Origin of the sequence: Paenibacillus glucanolyticus NBRC 15330 (assembly GCF_004000885.1) — a bacterium.
Taxonomy (GTDB): domain Bacteria; phylum Bacillota; class Bacilli; order Paenibacillales; family Paenibacillaceae; genus Paenibacillus_AQ; species Paenibacillus_AQ glucanolyticus.
Genome location: NZ_BIMC01000002.1, coordinates 212172 through 230407, shown reverse-complemented (window position 1 = coordinate 230407; position 18236 = coordinate 212172). Strand labels below are relative to the sequence as shown.

At 43.5% G+C, this 18236-nt stretch carries 19 protein-coding genes; 4 read left to right on the top strand and 15 right to left on the bottom strand.

All coding sequences use genetic code 11. From position 1 onward, the window contains the following. The first annotated feature begins 196 nt into the window (after positions 1 to 196). Both PGL02S_RS04800 and PGL02S_RS04795 read left to right on the top strand, forming a co-directional pair. Entirely contained in the window at positions 197 to 742 is a 546-nt protein-coding gene (locus PGL02S_RS04800) for an RNA polymerase sigma factor (RefSeq protein ID WP_036641691.1), read from the top strand. Beyond that, positions 729 to 1454, top strand: a complete 726-nt coding sequence (locus PGL02S_RS04795; protein ID WP_036641690.1) for a hypothetical protein — start codon at positions 729 to 731, stop codon at positions 1452 to 1454. Before PGL02S_RS04800 ends, PGL02S_RS04795 begins: the two co-directional genes overlap by 14 nt. Before the next feature lie 75 nt (positions 1455 to 1529). On the opposite strand, the gene PGL02S_RS04790 is transcribed toward PGL02S_RS04795, so the two are convergent. The 8 genes from PGL02S_RS04790 to PGL02S_RS04755 form a co-directional block, all read right to left on the bottom strand. Beyond that, positions 1530 to 2036 carry a DinB family protein gene (locus PGL02S_RS04790; RefSeq protein WP_036641689.1) on the bottom strand — a complete coding sequence of 169 codons (507 nt, stop codon included), beginning with the start codon at positions 2034 to 2036 and terminating at the stop codon, positions 1530 to 1532. A gap of 117 nt (positions 2037 to 2153) precedes the next feature. Beyond that, a complete protein-coding gene (locus PGL02S_RS04785) occupies positions 2154 to 2912 on the bottom strand; it encodes an ABC transporter ATP-binding protein (RefSeq protein ID WP_036641687.1) in 759 nt (252 codons plus the stop codon). Between the two features lie 4 nt (positions 2913 to 2916). Then, positions 2917 to 5238: an ABC transporter permease gene (locus PGL02S_RS04780; RefSeq protein WP_036641686.1), complete on the bottom strand. Its 2322-nt coding sequence runs from the start codon at positions 5236 to 5238 to the stop codon at positions 2917 to 2919. Beyond that, positions 5223 to 6533, bottom strand: a complete 1311-nt coding sequence (locus PGL02S_RS04775; protein WP_036641685.1) for an MFS transporter — start codon at positions 6531 to 6533, stop codon at positions 5223 to 5225. The genes PGL02S_RS04780 and PGL02S_RS04775 overlap by 16 nt, the downstream gene beginning before the upstream one ends. Next, a complete protein-coding gene (locus tag PGL02S_RS04770) occupies positions 6514 to 7161 on the bottom strand; it encodes a TetR/AcrR family transcriptional regulator (protein WP_036641682.1) in 648 nt (215 codons plus the stop codon). Before PGL02S_RS04770 ends, PGL02S_RS04775 begins: the two co-directional genes overlap by 20 nt. A gap of 263 nt (positions 7162 to 7424) precedes the next feature. Beyond that, the gene (locus PGL02S_RS04765; RefSeq protein WP_036641680.1) at positions 7425 to 8072 is read right to left on the bottom strand and encodes a FusB/FusC family EF-G-binding protein; all 648 of its coding nucleotides are present in this window, start codon (positions 8070 to 8072) and stop codon (positions 7425 to 7427) included. 413 nt (positions 8073 to 8485) lie between these two features. Beyond that, positions 8486 to 9259: an SDR family NAD(P)-dependent oxidoreductase gene (locus PGL02S_RS04760; protein WP_036641677.1), complete on the bottom strand. Its 774-nt coding sequence runs from the start codon at positions 9257 to 9259 to the stop codon at positions 8486 to 8488. 55 nt (positions 9260 to 9314) lie between these two features. Next, positions 9315 to 10052, bottom strand: a complete 738-nt coding sequence (locus tag PGL02S_RS04755; protein WP_036641676.1) for an SDR family NAD(P)-dependent oxidoreductase — start codon at positions 10050 to 10052, stop codon at positions 9315 to 9317. A 203-nt stretch (positions 10053 to 10255) separates the two neighbouring features. Between PGL02S_RS04755 and PGL02S_RS04750 the strand changes: the two genes are divergently transcribed. After that, positions 10256 to 10858, top strand: a complete 603-nt coding sequence (locus PGL02S_RS04750; protein ID WP_036641673.1) for a TetR/AcrR family transcriptional regulator — start codon at positions 10256 to 10258, stop codon at positions 10856 to 10858. Positions 10859 to 10925: 67 nt separating this feature from the next. On the opposite strand, the gene PGL02S_RS04745 is transcribed toward PGL02S_RS04750, so the two are convergent. The 5 genes from PGL02S_RS04745 to PGL02S_RS04725 all read right to left on the bottom strand — a co-directional run bounded on the left by PGL02S_RS04745 (position 10926) and on the right by PGL02S_RS04725 (position 15590). Beyond that, on the bottom strand, positions 10926 to 11387 hold the full coding sequence (locus tag PGL02S_RS04745; protein WP_006211625.1) for a hypothetical protein: 462 nt from the start codon (positions 11385 to 11387) through the stop codon (positions 10926 to 10928). Between the two features lie 129 nt (positions 11388 to 11516). Then, positions 11517 to 12269, bottom strand: coding sequence for a GNAT family N-acetyltransferase (locus PGL02S_RS04740; protein WP_006211626.1), 753 nt, complete (start codon positions 12267 to 12269; stop codon positions 11517 to 11519). 80 nt (positions 12270 to 12349) lie between these two features. Next, entirely contained in the window at positions 12350 to 12868 is a 519-nt protein-coding gene (locus tag PGL02S_RS04735; protein WP_006211627.1) for a DinB family protein, read from the bottom strand. Between the two features lie 281 nt (positions 12869 to 13149). Continuing rightward, positions 13150 to 14331, bottom strand: a complete 1182-nt coding sequence (locus tag PGL02S_RS04730) for an alanyl-tRNA editing protein (protein ID WP_036641839.1) — start codon at positions 14329 to 14331, stop codon at positions 13150 to 13152. Between the two features lie 725 nt (positions 14332 to 15056). Then, positions 15057 to 15590 (bottom strand): hypothetical protein, encoded by a 534-nt coding sequence (locus tag PGL02S_RS04725; protein ID WP_036641667.1) that lies wholly within the window; start codon positions 15588 to 15590, stop codon positions 15057 to 15059. Positions 15591 to 15824: 234 nt separating this feature from the next. On the opposite strand from PGL02S_RS04725, the gene PGL02S_RS04720 reads away from it, so the two are divergent. Then, a complete protein-coding gene (locus PGL02S_RS04720) occupies positions 15825 to 16643 on the top strand; it encodes a FlxA-like family protein (protein WP_036641664.1) in 819 nt (272 codons plus the stop codon). Between the two features lie 172 nt (positions 16644 to 16815). Here the strand turns inward: PGL02S_RS04720 and PGL02S_RS04715 are convergent, their stop codons facing one another. Together PGL02S_RS04715 and PGL02S_RS04710 are read right to left on the bottom strand one after the other, a co-directional pair. Continuing rightward, a complete protein-coding gene (locus PGL02S_RS04715) occupies positions 16816 to 17256 on the bottom strand; it encodes a hypothetical protein (protein ID WP_036641661.1) in 441 nt (146 codons plus the stop codon). Between the two features lie 50 nt (positions 17257 to 17306). Further along, positions 17307 to 18149, bottom strand: coding sequence for an alpha/beta fold hydrolase (locus PGL02S_RS04710; RefSeq protein WP_036641659.1), 843 nt, complete (start codon positions 18147 to 18149; stop codon positions 17307 to 17309). Between the last annotated feature and the right edge of the window lie 87 nt (positions 18150 to 18236).

Here is an 18236-nt window from a genome sequence, read left to right as displayed (position 1 = left end):
GGTTAGCCTTTTTTTGATGAACAATGGTTGATACATCTCCTCAACGTTAACGAAATTGACCATCGAAATATGCGACCGATCCCTATAAACTCAAGAGTACATGTTGATAGGATTCGATATAAATCAAAATCTACCGAACCAAATCTTGTCTGAGTGTGTATATAAGGTGAAAAACAAACAAAAAGGGGGTGATTTGATGTTACCTGAAATAACACAGGATGAAGCCAAACAGTTATTTACCGAATATTCTATGTATGTTTATCAAACCGCATTGCTGATAACAAGATCGGAAGCGCTTGCTGATGACATTACGCAAGAGACTTTTATCCGAGTGTTCAGAAAGTTTAATACATACGATTCCACTAAGTCGATACAGCCTTGGATTTATAAAATAACGATAAATACGATGCGTAACATGCTTCGCAAGCAAAAATGGTTGAAATTCATCGGTGTCACACCAGAAACGGCTGATGAGGATTTAATTGAAAACAAGATCATACAAAATGAAGAATCTCTGCAACTTTGGAAAGAAATTAACCAGCTATCATTGAAAAGCAAAGAAATCATCGTACTTCATTATTATGCTGAGTTGAAGCTGAGTGAAGTTTCTGAAGCCTTAGGTATACCATTAGGTACTTGCAAATCAAGACTCAATGCAGCTTTAACTACGCTTCGTAAACAGATGCTGGAAAATGAAGTTTTTGAATTTCGCAAAAGGAGAGCTTACCATGAAACAAATTAACCGGTCGGATATTAAGGATGCATTACATACCCATATTGACTCTAAACACGCATCTGTTTTATTCGAGAATATATGGGAAAAATATTCAAACAGAAAATCAGGCGGTCATCCAAATCGTCGTATTTATCGAAAACGAATCATTGTTTTATCTATTCTTGGCTCACTATGCTTTCTTACCCTATCTCAATCCCCAGTTCGGGCGTTCATTGAGCAGTTTATAGAGGTTAAATGGATTAAAAACGTGAAAAATGCTGAAATCGGTTATTCATGGGCGAATACTGCAGGTGATGCCCGATCTCTAGTTTTAAACAAGGAGGAGGCAGAGAAGTCGCTTGGAATCTCTATTCCATGGCCTGATCCATTAGATGGGATGTCTGGGCAAAGAGAAATTAGAACTAGAAAAGAGGATGATTCACCTCTTGGGTATGACTATACCATACGTACGAATGACCGCTACTATGAAGTCATAGCTAATTATAAAAACAATAGACAGCCTGAGTTTTACGCACAAACTACTGGTACAGCGCTAGTGAAGGAAATTTCAATTCAAGACGTCACGGCTACATTGATTACTAGTCCAGAGTTCATCCATGTTCCACACCTTTATTTTGAAAAAGGAGATTGGAAAATAGTAGTCACGGTGACTGATTATACAGAAGATGATGTTATGAGCGAACAAGAAATCATAGAATTAGCAGGATCAATTAAATAAAAAAACAAACCTGAACAAGGGCTGTCATGTATGAATTCAATAGATGTTCCAACCCTTGTGGGAATTTTCAAAACATCACTCAAATCCTTCGATAATTTCATTTATTTGTTGAATATGCCTTTGTTCATGCAGGTACAGCGACCTAACCCATTCAATCAATAACATCTCTTTAAAGACGGGATGGACAAAATGTCTTCTGCTTAGGATGGACGGATCTTCTAATGAATTTAGAAGTTCCGTTAACTTTGCTCTTGACTGATGGAGCTTCTCCACCATTTCCTTGTGTTCCATAATCTCATCCGTTGGTCTGGCAATCTCGGGAGCCACTAGCTTTTTACTTCTGTCCAGCAGAAATTCCAAAGGTTTATTCTCTAAGATTGAATCATCCGTGCTCTTTAGTCCTCTTTTTATTGCTGCAACATATAATTCTTCTGTTTTACATAAGTGTTGACATATCTGACTGATGCTCCAGCTGTTGGAGTCGTGCCGTCTGTTTAGTTGATCTCCATCCAAGCCCTTGAGGATGCCAAGTAACTCGTTCCTTGTCTCTTTTAATTCTCGATTAATTTCTTGAAGCTCCATGGAAAACACTCCCTTTTCGAGCATTTTCCATGATTATACATCCGTTGAACAAAGGACGCTAGGGCTGCGCCTTGAATGCATTCAAAAGTTCATATTGACCCTATCGATGAGATCGTGTCATATTCCGATTTCACGCATTTTCACTGTAACGTGTTCAATCCTGCCCTCCATATCCGTTCCGTCATACTTGGGAAGTTGGAGCTCACTGACAATGCTGCCGTCGCGCATAAACATAATTCGCTCCGTTCGGGCAGCCACGTTGGCGTCATGAGTGACAAGCATAACCGCCGTACCTTCCGCGTTGATCTCGGAAAACAAGTCCATCATTTCCTGCGCGGACGTTGAGTTGAGCGCGCCCGTAGGCTCATCGCCGAAGATGATTCTCGGATTGTTCATCAGCGCGCGGCATATCCCGGCACGCTGGAGCTGGCCTCCCGATACCTGGGTAATGTCGCGCTTTTCAAGCTCCGCGATACCTACCCTTTTCATTAGCGTTCTTGCTTTTGCCGTTATGTTTGCAACGTTTTTTCGGTTGTCCCGCAGAGACGGGAGAATGATGTTGTCGAGGATATTCAGGTTGTTCAGCATCGTCGGCTGTTGAAACACAAACCCCATCTGGGTTCTGCGTATATCAGCCAGCTCATTCTCCGAAGCCGTCGTTAAATCCCTGCCGTCAAATACTACCTTACCGTCATCAACGACATCCGTTCCGCTCAGCGCAAACAACAGCGTTGATTTTCCCGAGCCGGAAGGTCCCATAACCGCAACGAATTCGCCCTCATTGATATAGGCGGACACTCCGTCCAGAACATGGTGCTTCTCATCACCCTCGCCAAAAGATTTTACGATATGGTCACCGATCATCACCTTTTTCATATGCCTACCCCTTTATGTTTTCAGAAATTTTAATGTGACCCATGCCCGATGTGCCGATTATGGTTGCAATAAGTACCGAGCCGATCATCATCAGCGGGCTAAGCAGATACGCCGAAAGCGGATTGACCGCAAAATGAAACGTCGACGCTCCAAACATGGAGATGACCACCCCCGCCAGCATTTCTCCGAGCGTGTTCGCCAGAAGTATGCCAAGCACCATTCCGAGTATCAGAACGAATACCGAACGCGTGACATACTGCGCCCTAATATCTGAGCTTGTAAAGCCTAACACCTTCATAACGCCGATGGAGTATCTGTCCTTTGCAACAAGCATTTTCATAAACAACAGAGTAACCAGTACCGTTATCATTATCGCGACAAGAATGGCGGCATAGGAGGCCTTATGGACGGCCCTTATCGTCGAGCCGAATGTCTGTGCAATATATTTGTCAATGTCCGAAACCTTTGCATAATTAAATTTGCTCGCATATTCCGAAACCATGCTATTGATGAGAGATGGATCGGAAAGCTCCGCACAGATCACGTACCACATCGTATCCGCCGATTGGTCAGGGAAAACAGCCTTTGCGGTTTTGCCTCCATTGGTGATGTCGGAATAGATGCCGCTAACCGTGAGAATTTCCTCCTTCCCTTCAACAACTACAGTCATGGTTTCTCCGACCCCTATGCCCAGTTCATCGGCGTTCAGAGAAGAAAGCGCAATTTCATCTTCTGCGGCGGGTGCTTTGCCTTGGGAATACGCAATGGGGAATATCGAATGGTCGCCGAGCTCAATTTTTATATTTTCTTCCGTGCCATCCAATGTCTTCACTTTGAACGATTTTGTTGCAAGCACGGCATACTGTGAAATGGCACTGTCGCTTGTCATCTTTTTTAGTACTTCTGCGGCTTTTTCGGATATATTGTCAGTCTGCTGAATGTCCATACGCATATCGTAGTTTCCGATACCCATATATTGAATGAAGCCTTTCGATGAAATCGTGCTGTACAGGTTATGGGGAACAATCATGATAAATGCCGAAATGACCAGCACCGTTAGCATGGTGGCGTAAAGTCTTTTCCTTGCGAGAACGTCCTGGATACCGAGAACAACATTCGTGTTAAGCAGCCTGTTCCTGCTTAATCTCAGATGCTTAGCACCTGCGGCGGTATGCCCCTGTGAATTGCCAAAACGTATGGCTTCCGCGGCTGATATTTTTCGAAAGCGCCTCAGTACTCCATTTATATAAGCCATCATTGCAAGGAATACCAGCAGTATGCCGATGATTCCGTACAACAATGCTGAAGAAGAATGTTCGCTTTCCCCCATGTAAAGCCGGATATTCTCAAGAAGCATGCCTTTGAACACCAATGAAAGTGCGAACCCGAGAATACTGCCCGCAGCCGCAATCACAGCGTATTTGGCAAGGTACATCCTCTTCATGTCGGAGATACGCATCCCCATTGCCTTCATAACGCCAATTTGGCGGTAATCGTCTTCGATTTTGGCAAGCAGCGTAAAGCGTATGCACATCAAAGCGATAGCAACGACCAGCACGCTCACCAGAAGGATCACCCCAATCATCATCCCGTCGGAAATGGCGTTGATTGTTTTGAACAGGGGATATGTAATCACGGGTCCGTTCGCTTCAAGACCTGCGGAGGCATAATCGGTTTCGAATGCGCCAAGCGCCGATAGATCCTTTAATCTGAACTCAATCAGATACTCTGTGGTCCCGAGGTTTTGAATTACCGCGTAATCATGGCTGCTTACAAGAAATCTCTTGGAGGAGGAGAGTGTGGAATTCATCTGCGAATCGCGGAGAAATCCCGCAACGGTAAATTCCTTTCCACTTATTCGTGCCTTGTCACCGACCTTCGTGGTGTTGTCCCTCATATAATGGATGGGAACATATAACTCGCCGTCGGATACATGGATGACGTTTCCGTCAAGATCAAGAAGATAATCGAACTTGTCGCTCTGCATGCTGAACCCGTTATCCTGAACATTATGGGTAAGCGAATTGTCGCCTAATATGATGCGTGCGCCGTCCATGTTGACAAATTCAAGCACCTGAAATTCATCAACATTCCCATGCTGCTCCGCAAAAGCTGTAAGTCGATCCGTATTGATCTCACCCGAATGCATCTGCATAAAATGCGGCGTTTCCGCCCGTTTCATAAGTGTATCTATCGCACCGGAAAGATTGACAACGAGTATCACGGCCAGCGAAACGAGCATCGCTGCTGCTGCAACAAATATCATGGTTGTCAACGTGATTAATTTGCTTTTGGATATATCATTGCGAATTATTCTGGAATACATAAGCCACCTCTGTCTTCTAGCATTCTGACCGATCGCAGCTTATACAGAACGGCCGAAGTTACGCATAACAGCACCCCGGCGATGATGATGAGAAATCCCATTCCTCTTCCAAGGCCGATGCCGATGACTTTCCCCACACTCCCAGCAAGCGCTCCGCCTTCAACCAATAATGGAGTGAACACATAATCTGCCATAACACCCGATAGCGCATAAGCGGCAACAAATCCAAGCTGGGACAGGATTCCGATAAACGCCCACGCTCTGCCTTGAACCGCATTATCCATGTTGGTGCGAACCAAAAAATCCAGACTCATGTTGGCAAACGGAAGCATGGCAAAAAACAGGAATCCCGAAATACATATCCAGACGATATTTTCACGAGCTCCAAAAGCTGCCATACACGCGCCTACGCAAAACAGCGAAATCGAAAGGATTTTCACATAATCTTTTTTTATCGGAAGAAATCCTAACATCATACTGGACACGAGCATTCCTGAAGCCACAATAGTTTCAATCGTTCCGATCATCGAACTGTTCGTAAAGGTAAGCAGCATCGGTATCGTGAGCGTCTCCATCACCCCAAGGTAAAATGTCAGCACCGATGTCATGATCACCAGAACAAACACACCCTTGTTTCTGGAAACCGCATTCCACCCGTCTATAAATTCGCGAATAAACGATGTAACCTGATGACCGGTCTTGGAAGCAATGCCGCTGCGGACAGCGAGCGTAGTACCCACGGTAACAAAAAAAGTGCAAATGTCGATAACAAGCAGCAGCTTTATGTCTGCAATCGTGAGCAAAAAACCCGCAAGGATCGGAGAAATCAGAAATTTGGCTGAGCCCGCCAGCTGGACAAGACCGCTTGCCTGTGTGTACTGCTCCTCGGTAAGCAAATCCGTAACCGTAGCTTTATATGCAGGATCAAGCAGTGATGAAAATACGGAGCTCATGGCAACCCCGACGCATATCTGCCATAGCTGCGCTTCTCCGCGAAGCAAGCAAACGAGGATGAATACAAGCCCTATCGCGGAAAGGCTATCCCCTAATATCATTAAAAGCCTGCGGTCATACCGGTCCGCGAGCACTCCGGCAAAAGCGCTCAAAAAGAGCGACGGCATAAACGCAAGCAAGGTTACCAGCGCCATAGCCGATGCCTTTCCCGTCTGCTGAAAAACATAGATCCCAAGCCCGAACGAAGTCAGACCGTTTCCTATTGTTGAAACCAGCTGTCCCGACCATAAGAGGAGAAATTTCTTGAAAGACTTCCCTGGTTTAATCACGGCTGCTTTCATCTCCCTCTCCAAACATCCCCATAACGTCCATAAGGCTTCCGCTTTCTGCTCCGAGCAGCCTCTCCACGTTGCAAACAAAGGCCACAATTCGCGAGCTGCGCTCCTTCTCTGTCATAACGACCAGATCATCATCAAAAACGGTACTCGCATAAATCACAACCATCTCCATGCATTCGTACGGGAAGGGTGTGCTGAACAGGCCCTGCTGGATGCCTTCGCGGATGATCTCTGTCAGGATCGGGGGGACGCCGTTGATGATCACCTTTTGTATTTTTTGATGCATCAGTGCGTTCTGGGGTTTATGAATATGCTCCATAATTTGCTCGCTGCTTCCCCCGCTTAGGTTCAGTGCCATTACAACACGGATGATGCGCTCGACGATTGGTATGCTCTTGTCTGCGGCAACTTCCTGTGCCCCATCTATCAATCGGACCGCATACCGATCGATCAATGCATCCATAATATCCTCCTTCGACTTGAAGTGATGATACAAGGTTCCGCGGGCAATGCCGACCTTTTCAAGAATATCGTTGGTACTTGTTCCGTCAAAACCCTTCTGTCCAAAAAGCTCATCCACCGCGTCAAGGATTTCGTTCTTGCGATCCTCCGCTTTTTTTACGACCCTCATGGCTACACCTCCTTTTGCATAGACCGACTGCCTGTCGGTAATATGATAACATGCTGCTTTGAGTTGTCAAGATATTGTTACATGAAGTGAACTGATGGTGAACTCATTTATATGAAGAATTTTTATGACTTCATCCCTCGCAGCATGCCAAAGCATGTTGTTATGCGTAGTTATACGCTGCCACGCTCAGCTACCGAAATCATCCTTTGTTTATAAAATAAAACAGGCTGCCTTTCAGGGCAGCCGTATTTGGGGTTATAGCGTTATTTACGTACGGAGAGAATGAACTTCTCCAGTGATCCTGTATCCGTAATCACCTGATTACATCCATGGTTATCCATACATACGTAATGACCAATCGCAGCGTAATTATCCGGTGATGCGTTCGCAGGCTTGGTCTTGACCGAGAAGAAAGCAAGCTCCTGATGACGATTGCAGAACAGGCAGTACCCTTTCTTGTTTGTCGGCGTGATTCTTCCCTCAATACCGATAAACCGTCCTTCGAACGGATACACAATGAATAGTCTATTCGTGGCAATATCAACCCAGCTTAGATACGTCACATATCGAAAATCAATGGATTGAAGATCAGGCACTTTCAATTTTTTATTTTTAGGGAATAGCTTCTCAATCTGCTTCACCGTAATCGGCGGAAATGGATCCAGATACGGTTCTAATGTCTCAAGATATCTCTGGAAATCATATGCCGTCTCGAGAGCCGAAATTTGTTCCAGCATCTGCTGCTGATCCCCTTCAAGGTAAGGGAACGCCTCTATCACGTTTACGGCAGAACGATATCTTACGGTCTCTATAACCTTCCGATCCGCCACGGTTCGCAATGTTTTCAGAAGGAATTCCGCTTGTTTTTTAATGATGTTGAATTGATAGTTTCTAATAAATGCTGTACTCATAGGTCTTCAGCCCCTTATTTTTTATGAAAAATCCATAAGGTGCAAAGCCCGTTATTAGAAACGATAAAGTTCGTTTGGGCGACCGAATTCATCCTATCGCACCTCACACAAAGTATCGCCCCAGATTAGGCTTTGCGTGAGGACTCCCTAGCTAATGAGCAATTCAATTTTGCCATCTATATAACCCCCAATCATATTTTATTCAAAAAAGTATAGCAAAAAATCCCACAAGCTGCAATTCATCTGTCTGGATGGAATTTCATAATTTCACACTTATAATCAGCTTAGAGCTATACCTGACTATTCAGGTGAATGCCAACCTTACAGCCCCCCCTGAGCCACACGCAGGCTAAACAAAAAAGCCTCAGTCAGGTATACAACACCTGACCAAGACCTTCTGAATCCAATCTGTTTTACTGATTGATTTGACCGCCATCCACCGTATAGATGGATTGCGTTACATAGGAGGCATCGTCGGATAACAAGAAGACAGCTACGCTTGCTACCTCTTCCGCTTCTCCGTATCTTCCCAGCGGTACAGCGGCACCGAATGCTTCTTTTGCTCCTTCCGCATCCTCAGGAACCGTATTTTTCTCGATTTGGCGCATCATGCGGGTATTGATCACTCCAGGCGCAACCGCATTTACTCTCACACCGAACGGAGCAGCTTCTAAGGCAACCACTTTCGTCATGCCCATTACGGCATGCTTGGAGCTATTATAACCGACAAATCCGGGCGAACCGATCAGACCTGCACCGGATGAGGTGTTCACGATACTGCCGTACCCTTGTTTTTTCATGACGGGAACGATGTATTTCAGCCCAAGGAAGGCACCCTTAACATTGACATTAAAGACCATTTCAAACGTTTCGGTCGGATAATCCTCTACATTGGCAGTGATGCCTTCGATCCCCGCATTATTGAAAAAACCGTCGATTTTGCCGAACTTTTCAATCGTGGCATCCACATAAGCTTTGACTTCTTCCTCTTTGGCCACATTGGCTTGCAGCGCAATCGCTCTGGAATCGTCAATACCCAGATCGGAGATGACTCGTTGAACGGCTTCCAGGTTCAAGTCAACAAGCGCAAGGCTGGCACCCTGCTCCGCCAGCTTCTTCGCGGCTGCCGCACCGATCCCACCTGCTGCGCCTGTAATGACAATCACTTTTCCATCAAATTTGCTCATTTGTATAGACCTCCCGGATTGATTTATACTTCTCTAGATGTCTTGGTCCCTATCCTTATTTGGCTGTATATCCACCGTCAACCGTCAGGGTATTTCCCGTCATGAAAGAAGAGTCATCCGAAGCCATAAAGAGAACGGCCTTCGCCATTTCCTCGGCTTGTCCCAGACGCTTCATCGGAGTGACCGCAGCCAAGGCTTGTTTGCTCTCCTCCGGAATGATCGGTGTATCGATGAACCCGGGGCATAGCGCGTTGATTCGGATATTATGCTCGGCATACTCCAGCGCCAGGGACCGTGTCAAATTGATGACACCGCCTTTAGCGGCATTATAAGCCGCGGAACCTGGAGAGCCGACCCAACCGTACATCGATGCCGTATTAACGATTGTGCCTCCTCCTGCTTTTAACATTTCGCGGATTGCTTCGCGTGCAACCAAGAATACGCCGTCCAAGTCCACGTTTACGGTGTTGCGCCACTCGGAGTACGCCAGATCATGCGAAGAATGAACGCGCCCGATGCCCGCATTGTTAAATACAACATCCACTTTGCCGAAGGCTTCAATACCTTGTTTGAAGATGTTCGCTACTTCTTCTTCACTCGTAATATTCGCTTTCACGAACAGCGCCTCATAATGCAGCGCTTTCAATTCAGCTTCAAACGCCTTGCCTTTTTCCTCATTCAGATCAACCAGCACCACTTTGGCACCTTCTTCAGCGAAGAGGCGTGCAGTCGCTGCACCGATGCCGGATGCACCACCAGTAATTACAGCAACCTTGTTTTGTAATTTGCCCATCTTGGATACCTCCGTAAAATTTATTAAAATAGTACTAACTCACTTCAAATGGAATCAATTTAAGATTTTAAATTTAGTACTATTTTGTCTACAATTTAATTGTACTATTCTGTTCACATTTAACAATCAGTAAGATGTTATGAAGTGTCTATCTAGTCAACACTTACAACAAAACTGTCTTTTTTTAGGGGGGCACGCATCTCGTGAATCATGAACAAACCGGAACATCGGAGCGAAAAAATCGTACAAAGGAACATCTAAAATCGGCCTTTATCAAACTTGTAAAAGAAAAGGGATATCATGCCGTAACGGTGAAGGACATCGTGGATAAGGCCGCATATAATCGCAGCACCTTTTATGTGCATTACCAGGATAAAATCGAATTGGCCGAGGATTTACGGGCTTCCATGCTCCGGGGTCTGGAAGAATCGGTGGGCAAACTTTATATACCTGGACACAAAGTATATACGGCAAATCTGGGTACACCCTCCTTCAATATCGTTGCCTACATTTACGAGAATCGTGATTTTTTTGAACTGATTACCTACGAGGATACCTTACCGGGTCTGCACACCGAATTCCCTCAAACGATTCTAAAAATCTACAAGGAACGATTCATATTCGAAACGATTAACAACATCCCGGTTAACATGGATTATTTTAAACAGTATACGGCCTACGGCTTCCACGGACTGGTTCTGAGCTGGATCCGAAACGGTTTCAGGGAATCCCGGGAGGATTTTATTAAAGAGGTCATTGATTTAACAAAGACGCATATTTACTCGGTGGAGTATGTAAGGGAGTAGGTCCCGGGGGCGGACAACATCCCGGCAGGGAATATCCCTCCGGGTTGTTGGTTGATGGAACGAGCCTCTATTGCACTCGAATGTATGTACCTTTATTCTCGATCCATCCAGAAAGACGGTCAAAAACCCTTCGTGTATCCCCATTCATCTGATATTGTTTATGATGACTAATAATGATTCCGGATTCATTGATATCGAAGGAATAGTTACTTATTTCTCCATCCCTGTTCCGATAAAAGATAATCATCATAATTACCCTGTCCGTACTTCCTTTATAATGGTTCAATTCTCGGCTATACGTTACAGCATCTAGGATGTCGATCAACTCATTCGTATTGTCTTGCTCATGAAATGCTATAGAATAATGATTGGATTCACCCTCTGAAATCGATACAAAATCCATCTTTTCAATCTTGTTTGTATGTCTCATAACCTCTTGAATCTTAATGGGATAAACATAATACCAAACTAGTCCAATTCCAATTAATAATACAGCTACACTAAACACAAGAAGGCGTACCTTTTTCATTAAACGCAACCTCCGCATAGACCGAAGCCTCATTGATTCAATGGGGCTAACTAATGCATACCCGAACCAAGTATTCTTTTTATCTTCAGATTGACAGCTAACTTCATTTACTATGTATCGAATTCTTCGTTATCTGTTTGCCCCAGTTTCAAAATCCTTGAAGTCAACTCGCCAATCCGTCACGAATGCCGGATAATATCCTACCCGGTAAGCCACTCGTTGTGAGGCAATATGGCTTGAGATGACATCATATGTTGGTACGCAGCCCCGATTTAATATTTCAAAAGTTAAGCTGCTTACAAGATAAGAGGCCAATCCCAAATGGCGGTACTCTGGAAGCACCTCGATTCCAATCTGCCACATCTTGGCACATGCATTACACGCCCCTGCCAAACCAACGACCTTCCCATTTTGCTTGGCAACTACAACCAACACCGTCTGTATGGGCAGATTCGCATCAGATATAATAGCATTTTCCAGTCCCTTAATCCCCATGAAATTCGCAATCTCATTCTTCTCGGCCACTTCATATGAAAAACCGGCTGGTGGCGACACCGGCTTGATTCTCTCCAAATCAGGGAGAAAGTGTAGGTAGAGACCTCTAATGAACGGTGAGGAAAAAATAGCGTCTCTATCTTTGCCATGCATATGCGCTTTGGCAATCTCCAGTCGTTCCGGCGTAGCCGATACCACAATGGACTTACCCATGGACAAAATTTCAAAATAACGCTCTTTCCTCGGATACGGCCTGCGTCCGGGATTTTCTTTGGCGTCAACAAAAATAACGCTGTCTTTTTCTCCGTTCAGTTCGTCAACGGTACAGTTCAAATCGATAGCGAGCTGTGTTTGCACGATATGTAGCATTTCTGTTTGTGTCATCATGGGGATTGTCCTTTCCTCGGGGTTAATTATCCCTAACAGGGTTGTTCAATACCTGTCCATTAGTGTATGAAAAATCGATTTCACTTTTCACTGTACCACTTTCTAAGCTGGTTGATATGGGCTTGATGATAGCGGTTATGATCTGCGATATGCCATAATCCCCAGCGGATGGTTGCTTGCTTTTCATTTTCATGACCAAATGTGACGATGTTATCCAGATCAGCATCCGTTAATTGCGTGCATGTTTCCTTCAACCTATTTAGTACATCTTCGTAATTAGACATAAGTGTCTCCAGAGGTATTCCTTTGACCATCGGAAGCCTGTTAATATCATCGATCATGGGCCCATATTTGTCCTTTAATGACTGTGGAAGCGGCTGTCCCTTTATTCTATAAACCCAATTCAGATCAACGTACAGGAGATGTTGGATTAACTGAGCGGTGCTATTATAATGGTTGCTTGGCCCCTTGTAATCTACTTCTTCTTGCAGCATGCCTTCCGATATGGACTTTAGTCGTTGACTATTCTCTTTTACCGCGCCATATAACATCCCCACAATCGTTGACATATTCTCTTCGCCCTGTAAATCGTGAAGCATCCTAACACATCCTTCCTTTAAAAATACTTGGCATCCCTATCCTCTTCTTTAGACACTTCCATAATATCCCTGTTCTTGCAGTTCGTAAATACCCGTGTATATTACGATTAACCGGAATATCTCCGTATCATATATCGAAAAAAAGACCCGCAGCAGGTCATCTCCATGACATCGCTGCAGGTCATCCGCGATAACTCTGCACTATATTAATTAATAAACCGTGAACACAGCCAACCCTGGTTTCGAGCATGCCCTCAGATGAAGCTTTCAACCAAAGCCGCTTACTCCTCTTCAAGCGCCATTAATGACTCCGACGTAAAATGATAGAACGACATGGCATCCTCCGCAGTGGCAAAACCGGCCTGTGCCATCTTATCGCTGCCTCCGCCTTTACCGCCATAATCGGCCAGATGCAACTTGAAAAAAGCTCCGCAAGCAGGTCCCCTCTCTCCTTGGGCGAGAACTACCTTATGGTCTGTTTTGGACACGAAGAGTGCGATAACGTCAGCTTGTTCGGTGAGCTTGGCCGTCAGGTTCTGCATATCCTTCAGCGGCTTGTCCGCAAAAACGTGCTGGATCAGCCTGCCCTGACGATCAGCCAATAGCTTTTCAGCCAAATAAACATCATTCTCAGCCTTCACTGCACTCAATTCAGCCTGGAGCTGCTTCTGTTCCAGATCCCACTTCGCTATCCGGTCCGGAATCTCTTCCTTGGCGGTATTGAACCTGGCCGACAAGCTGCCGAGAATCTCCATTCCAATATTAAATTCCTTTAACGCTCGATATCCACACTTAAAATAAATACGCACGTGCCCCTTCTGCTTCTCCGCTCTAAGCAGCTTGATCATTCCGATCTCACCCGTTGCGGAGACATGTGTGCCGCCGCAAGCATTATATTCAATACCTTCGATTTCAACGATCCGGATATCATCGGTTACCTTCGGCTGTTTCACCAGTGGCAGAACAGCAGCCTGCTCCCGGCTCACAAAATAATTCGATACCTTTCGATTCAGGTAAATCTGATCATTGATCTCCAGCTCCAGCATCATCAGCTCAGCCTGAGACAGACCCGATCGCGCGACATCAATAGTCGCGTAATCCTGACCCAGATGGAAGCTGAGTGTCTCGGCTTGGAATGCCTCCAGGCACATGGCTGACAGCAGATGCTGACCGCTGTGATGCTGCATATGGTCGAACCTACGGTCCCAGTCCAAACGGCAGCCAATCTCTTCCTTTTCCGGAAAAAACTCGACTTTATGCAGAATCGCTCCCTCTTCTAGAACGACATCAAGAACCGGAATTTTATCGATCCACCCCAGGTCGCAGGGCTGTCCCCCACCATGAGGGTAAAAGGCCGTCTCCTCCAATACCAGATAGATGCCGTCCTCCCGTTCCAACTTCTGCGTGATTCTTGTTTCCCACTCCCTAATATAAGCGGACTCGTAATACAGCTTCTTCGTCATCTTCATTTCCTCACAGTTCCCAAGTTTAAAAATCACTAAGTATAAGCTTACTATAAAACGGTCCCCAAGCGCCAAGCCTCCTGATACTTATCTAATCCAGCATAAATGTAATTTTTATTCCATTTGTGCTTTCTTTAGATATTGATCTCTTCCCAATTAAATACAACGTAAACAGATGAAAGAACTACAATTATCATATAAATCGTATTGATTATGTAATTTGATGTTGAGGCCCTTAATTTGTCATGATAAATTGTTCCATCGATTTCCCCATTGGTATATCTCAATCTCAAATGTATACATGCCTTCATCAAAATAAAAAATTCATAGAATCGAAAAAATCCCCCAAAAAGTACTGCACCATAATAAAACCGCAAATAATGTGGAGGTTAATATTTTCACACCTATATCGGTCGCATAAATAAAACATAATTTCATTATTACGGCTAGTATAAATATTATTATCCCTATAACACAAAAAAATGGAGGACGTATTAATCTTATGTATAGTCTCGTATCATTTCAATTCACCCTTAATGACCCATTGCAGTTTACGTTTTTATGTCTGAGAACCTCCCTTCCTAAGGAAGGGAGCGAAAGCGCTGCTACAAGTCTAATGTATTTTCGAAAAAACATTTCATTTCTATAGCCTTGCAACATAGTATTTACACATTGTTATCTGATGTTTATACCATCTTGGAAATGAGTTAGCGTTCTTCGTCAGCTCAATTGTTTAAAGTAATTCCCAACCTGCTCATTAATTTTCTAGATAAATTCGATGCTTCTACTCTGTCTTTTGCAGGTGCCGTTATCATAAGTCCGTCAGATGAAGACCAGGTTTGAGAATCTCCATCTATAAAAACAGTTATCGTAAATTGAGTGAAGTCATCATTTATATATATCCCGCCATAAGTATAAATATCAGGCACTACTCTACCTTTCTCATCTATGACACGAAATCCGGAAAATATGGTGCTAAAATTATCACCCTGATACTGTAATATCAGTTCAGTTCGATCTTGCGGGAGATGAGGAATTTTCATTCCCTCAAAGTTAATTACACCGTTAAAGTTTTTTTTACCATTCATACGATTTTGCAGCTTCCCCTCGAAATGCAATTTCACATTCTCGATCACCTCTTCTTTGTCTAATTGATAATAAACGCCATCTAAAGTAGCTGTATATTGTCTAGGTGTGAGGTACCAAATTAAGAATATTCCTAGAGCTATTACAATTGCTATTAAAATTTTAGTCTTCATGTTTTTATCATCATTTTCTGAAAAAATGAAAACTTCTTTAGAAAAATTGTCATCTTCAATTGCTCCCCTCTTAGATTACCGAAATCCCATTAAAGTACCAAACCCATCCGCCAGAATAAAAGCAAGAATGAAAACGTGTACGGTTATCCATATTTTTCATAATATTCATATGATGAACAGCCGATAATAGTTGTAAAGAAATATTTACCATTACATTATAAAGGAAGTGTTTACATGGCTCAAATCTCAAGTATTTCAAGCAGATCACAATCTACACCGCCTGTAAAATCCAGAGCAAATATCATGTCACCCATTGACCGGGAGATTGAGCAGCTAATCAATCAAAAAGGAATGATTAATGAAAAAATCGCTAGTGTTAGATCCGACGAAAAACTGGACTCTAAACAAAAAGATGAAAGAATTAAACTGTTAACCGTGGACATGCAATTACTTGAATCTCAAATTATGCAGAAAAGAATGGAGAAGACTGAGGATACTAAAAATAAAAACAGTGCTTCTTCTCAAAAGGAAGATTCAATTAAAAAAACCGAAACGAATACAGGTAAACAAGATCTATCCGGCATACCGATGGAAAAGTTTTTACAAGCCAGCAATTTACATGACCAATTGACCAAAATGGCAAGTGTGCGTAGATCACTGAAAGTGGAATCTGACACCCTTAGGCAGGAAGTAAGAAAGGGAAGAGAGCTTCTTGGAGGTGAGAATGAACCCGGTGACCCAGGCAAATCGGAAATGAGAATGAACTTGGAATTGACAATTAATAAATCCAAAACCGAAGACGCATTAAACATCGAGAGGAAAATTACTGAATTGGATCGTAAAATCAGTGAAAAGATCGAAGACACTAGAGAGGATATTCAGAACGATGATAAGAAAATCGTCACCGGAGAGGTTGATAACCAGGAGGATCTACCGGTATCTAATCAACCTGTACACACTGCCGATAGGCTAGGGCAGAATCAGGATACTGACAAGAACAAGAATAATAACCTGCAAGAACAACGTAATATGGGTATTGACATTCGCGTTTAGAAAAAAACTATGCTTCACAATTTACATAAGTACTTTCTTCTGTGAGAAAACCCACCTCTGGCCTCGACCTTTGGGTGGGTTTCTTACTTCCTCTTGTTGACTATTGTTATATATCACCTTTGTTTTATATGCGTATAAGACTTGTTATAAAATACTGAATCATTTTAATTTTTCATGACATTTTAATTCCTTTTATTCCTCTAATTTTCTCAATTTCATTTTCATCTTCAGTCATAATAACACCTATTTGTTCATGTGCTACAGTAGCCAACCATTCTTTCCCGTTCTTAAAAAAGCATATGTCTTCAAGCAATTCTGGCTGAAGCCATTGATATAAGCGTTCAGTTTTCCTTATCAGCACTTCTTTCAATTCTTGATTGCAATTAAAATAATAAACATCCGCATAGTGTCCAAGTAAAGTTGTCCCTGGCCATGCATCCTGCCTTCTTATTTCTTTTATGTGCGGCTTTATCTCTTCAATCCATTGTTTAGCGTTTTTGTTTAAATCAAGTTGGTCCCTTTTAACTAACAGAAACTCGTCACATGTGCTAAACGCTACCTCTAACAGGTCTTTGTATGTTGTCCCTTTTGGCTCTTCAAGTAATTCTTTCATAATATAGGCTCCCTTCCGCTCAATGGTTGCTATCGTACCCGTCAGTTGAACTATTCAGAAATTGAAGTGTGCTTTGAGATCGAATCGATGACTAAACCCCAGTCATCATAATGAAGCTCATGTCCTGTCCCCACCAATGTTAGTAAAACCGCACCCGGAATCTCGTTAGCAAGATTTTCACCATGTTCATAAGGAATTATGGGATCTTCCGTACCGTGTATAACCAGAGTGGGTACATTTATTGCACTCGTCCTAGCCAAGTACGATTCGCCACCTGCTATTAAGCCATGATTACTCATGCTCGCGATATTATTACTTCTTGCAAATTCTCGTTTAGCCAAAATGCCAACTTTATTCTCATCGAAAAGATGCTTTGAACCTGCTAGAATTCTCGATCTCTCCACAGCAAATTCCGTTACCGAATGTTCGTTGGACCAATCGATAACCCCCATTTTCGAGAAAAAGTCCATTATCTTTTCCTCCATCGGGGGAAGATGTGGAGCAAAATTGGACGTGGATAGGAGGGTAATCGTTAGAACTCTCTCCGGATGACGCAGAGCTATCATTTGAGTCAACATGCCGCCCATCGACATGCCTAAGATATGCGCTTTCTCCATTTTATAAGCATCCAACACACGAATAGCATCATCTGCCATGTCTTCGAAAGTATAATCGGGTTGACCAGGTTCGTAAGTTGTTGTGCGTCCAACATCGCGATTATCATAACGAATGATAAAACGCCCTGTATCAGCTAGACGCTGGCAGAATTCTTCTTCCCACCAAATCATGGAGGATTGGGCACCCATAATCAGCAAAATGGCCGGGTTAACGGGGTCTCCAAAACTGTCTGTACATATATTAATTCCATCTGCATTTATGAATCGTTCGTTCATGTGAATTCCTACCTCCAATGTTTATACAAAATAGAAAAACACAGGCTATATCGGCCTGTGCATACTGTAATCGAAAAAGAATTTGAA

Coding starts and splice junctions, on each gene's coding strand:
- PGL02S_RS04800 (WP_036641691.1), top strand. CDS start 197: ATGTTACCTGAAATAACACAGGATGAAGCCAAACAGTTATTTACCGAA.
- PGL02S_RS04795 (WP_036641690.1), top strand. CDS start 729: ATGAAACAAATTAACCGGTCGGATATTAAGGATGCATTACATACCCAT.
- PGL02S_RS04790 (WP_036641689.1), bottom strand. CDS start 2,036: ATGGAGCTTCAAGAAATTAATCGAGAATTAAAAGAGACAAGGAACGAG.
- PGL02S_RS04785 (WP_036641687.1), bottom strand. CDS start 2,912: ATGAAAAAGGTGATGATCGGTGACCATATCGTAAAATCTTTTGGCGAG.
- PGL02S_RS04780 (WP_036641686.1), bottom strand. CDS start 5,238: ATGTATTCCAGAATAATTCGCAATGATATATCCAAAAGCAAATTAATC.
- PGL02S_RS04775 (WP_036641685.1), bottom strand. CDS start 6,533: ATGAAAGCAGCCGTGATTAAACCAGGGAAGTCTTTCAAGAAATTTCTC.
- PGL02S_RS04770 (WP_036641682.1), bottom strand. CDS start 7,161: ATGAGGGTCGTAAAAAAAGCGGAGGATCGCAAGAACGAAATCCTTGAC.
- PGL02S_RS04765 (WP_036641680.1), bottom strand. CDS start 8,072: ATGAGTACAGCATTTATTAGAAACTATCAATTCAACATCATTAAAAAA.
- PGL02S_RS04760 (WP_036641677.1), bottom strand. CDS start 9,259: ATGAGCAAATTTGATGGAAAAGTGATTGTCATTACAGGCGCAGCAGGT.
- PGL02S_RS04755 (WP_036641676.1), bottom strand. CDS start 10,052: ATGGGCAAATTACAAAACAAGGTTGCTGTAATTACTGGTGGTGCATCC.
- PGL02S_RS04745 (WP_006211625.1), bottom strand. CDS start 11,387: ATGAAAAAGGTACGCCTTCTTGTGTTTAGTGTAGCTGTATTATTAATT.
- PGL02S_RS04740 (WP_006211626.1), bottom strand. CDS start 12,269: ATGATGACACAAACAGAAATGCTACATATCGTGCAAACACAGCTCGCT.
- PGL02S_RS04735 (WP_006211627.1), bottom strand. CDS start 12,868: ATGCTTCACGATTTACAGGGCGAAGAGAATATGTCAACGATTGTGGGG.
- PGL02S_RS04730 (WP_036641839.1), bottom strand. CDS start 14,331: ATGACGAAGAAGCTGTATTACGAGTCCGCTTATATTAGGGAGTGGGAA.
- PGL02S_RS04725 (WP_036641667.1), bottom strand. CDS start 15,590: ATGAAGACTAAAATTTTAATAGCAATTGTAATAGCTCTAGGAATATTC.
- PGL02S_RS04720 (WP_036641664.1), top strand. CDS start 15,825: ATGGCTCAAATCTCAAGTATTTCAAGCAGATCACAATCTACACCGCCT.
- PGL02S_RS04715 (WP_036641661.1), bottom strand. CDS start 17,256: ATGAAAGAATTACTTGAAGAGCCAAAAGGGACAACATACAAAGACCTG.
- PGL02S_RS04710 (WP_036641659.1), bottom strand. CDS start 18,149: ATGAACGAACGATTCATAAATGCAGATGGAATTAATATATGTACAGAC.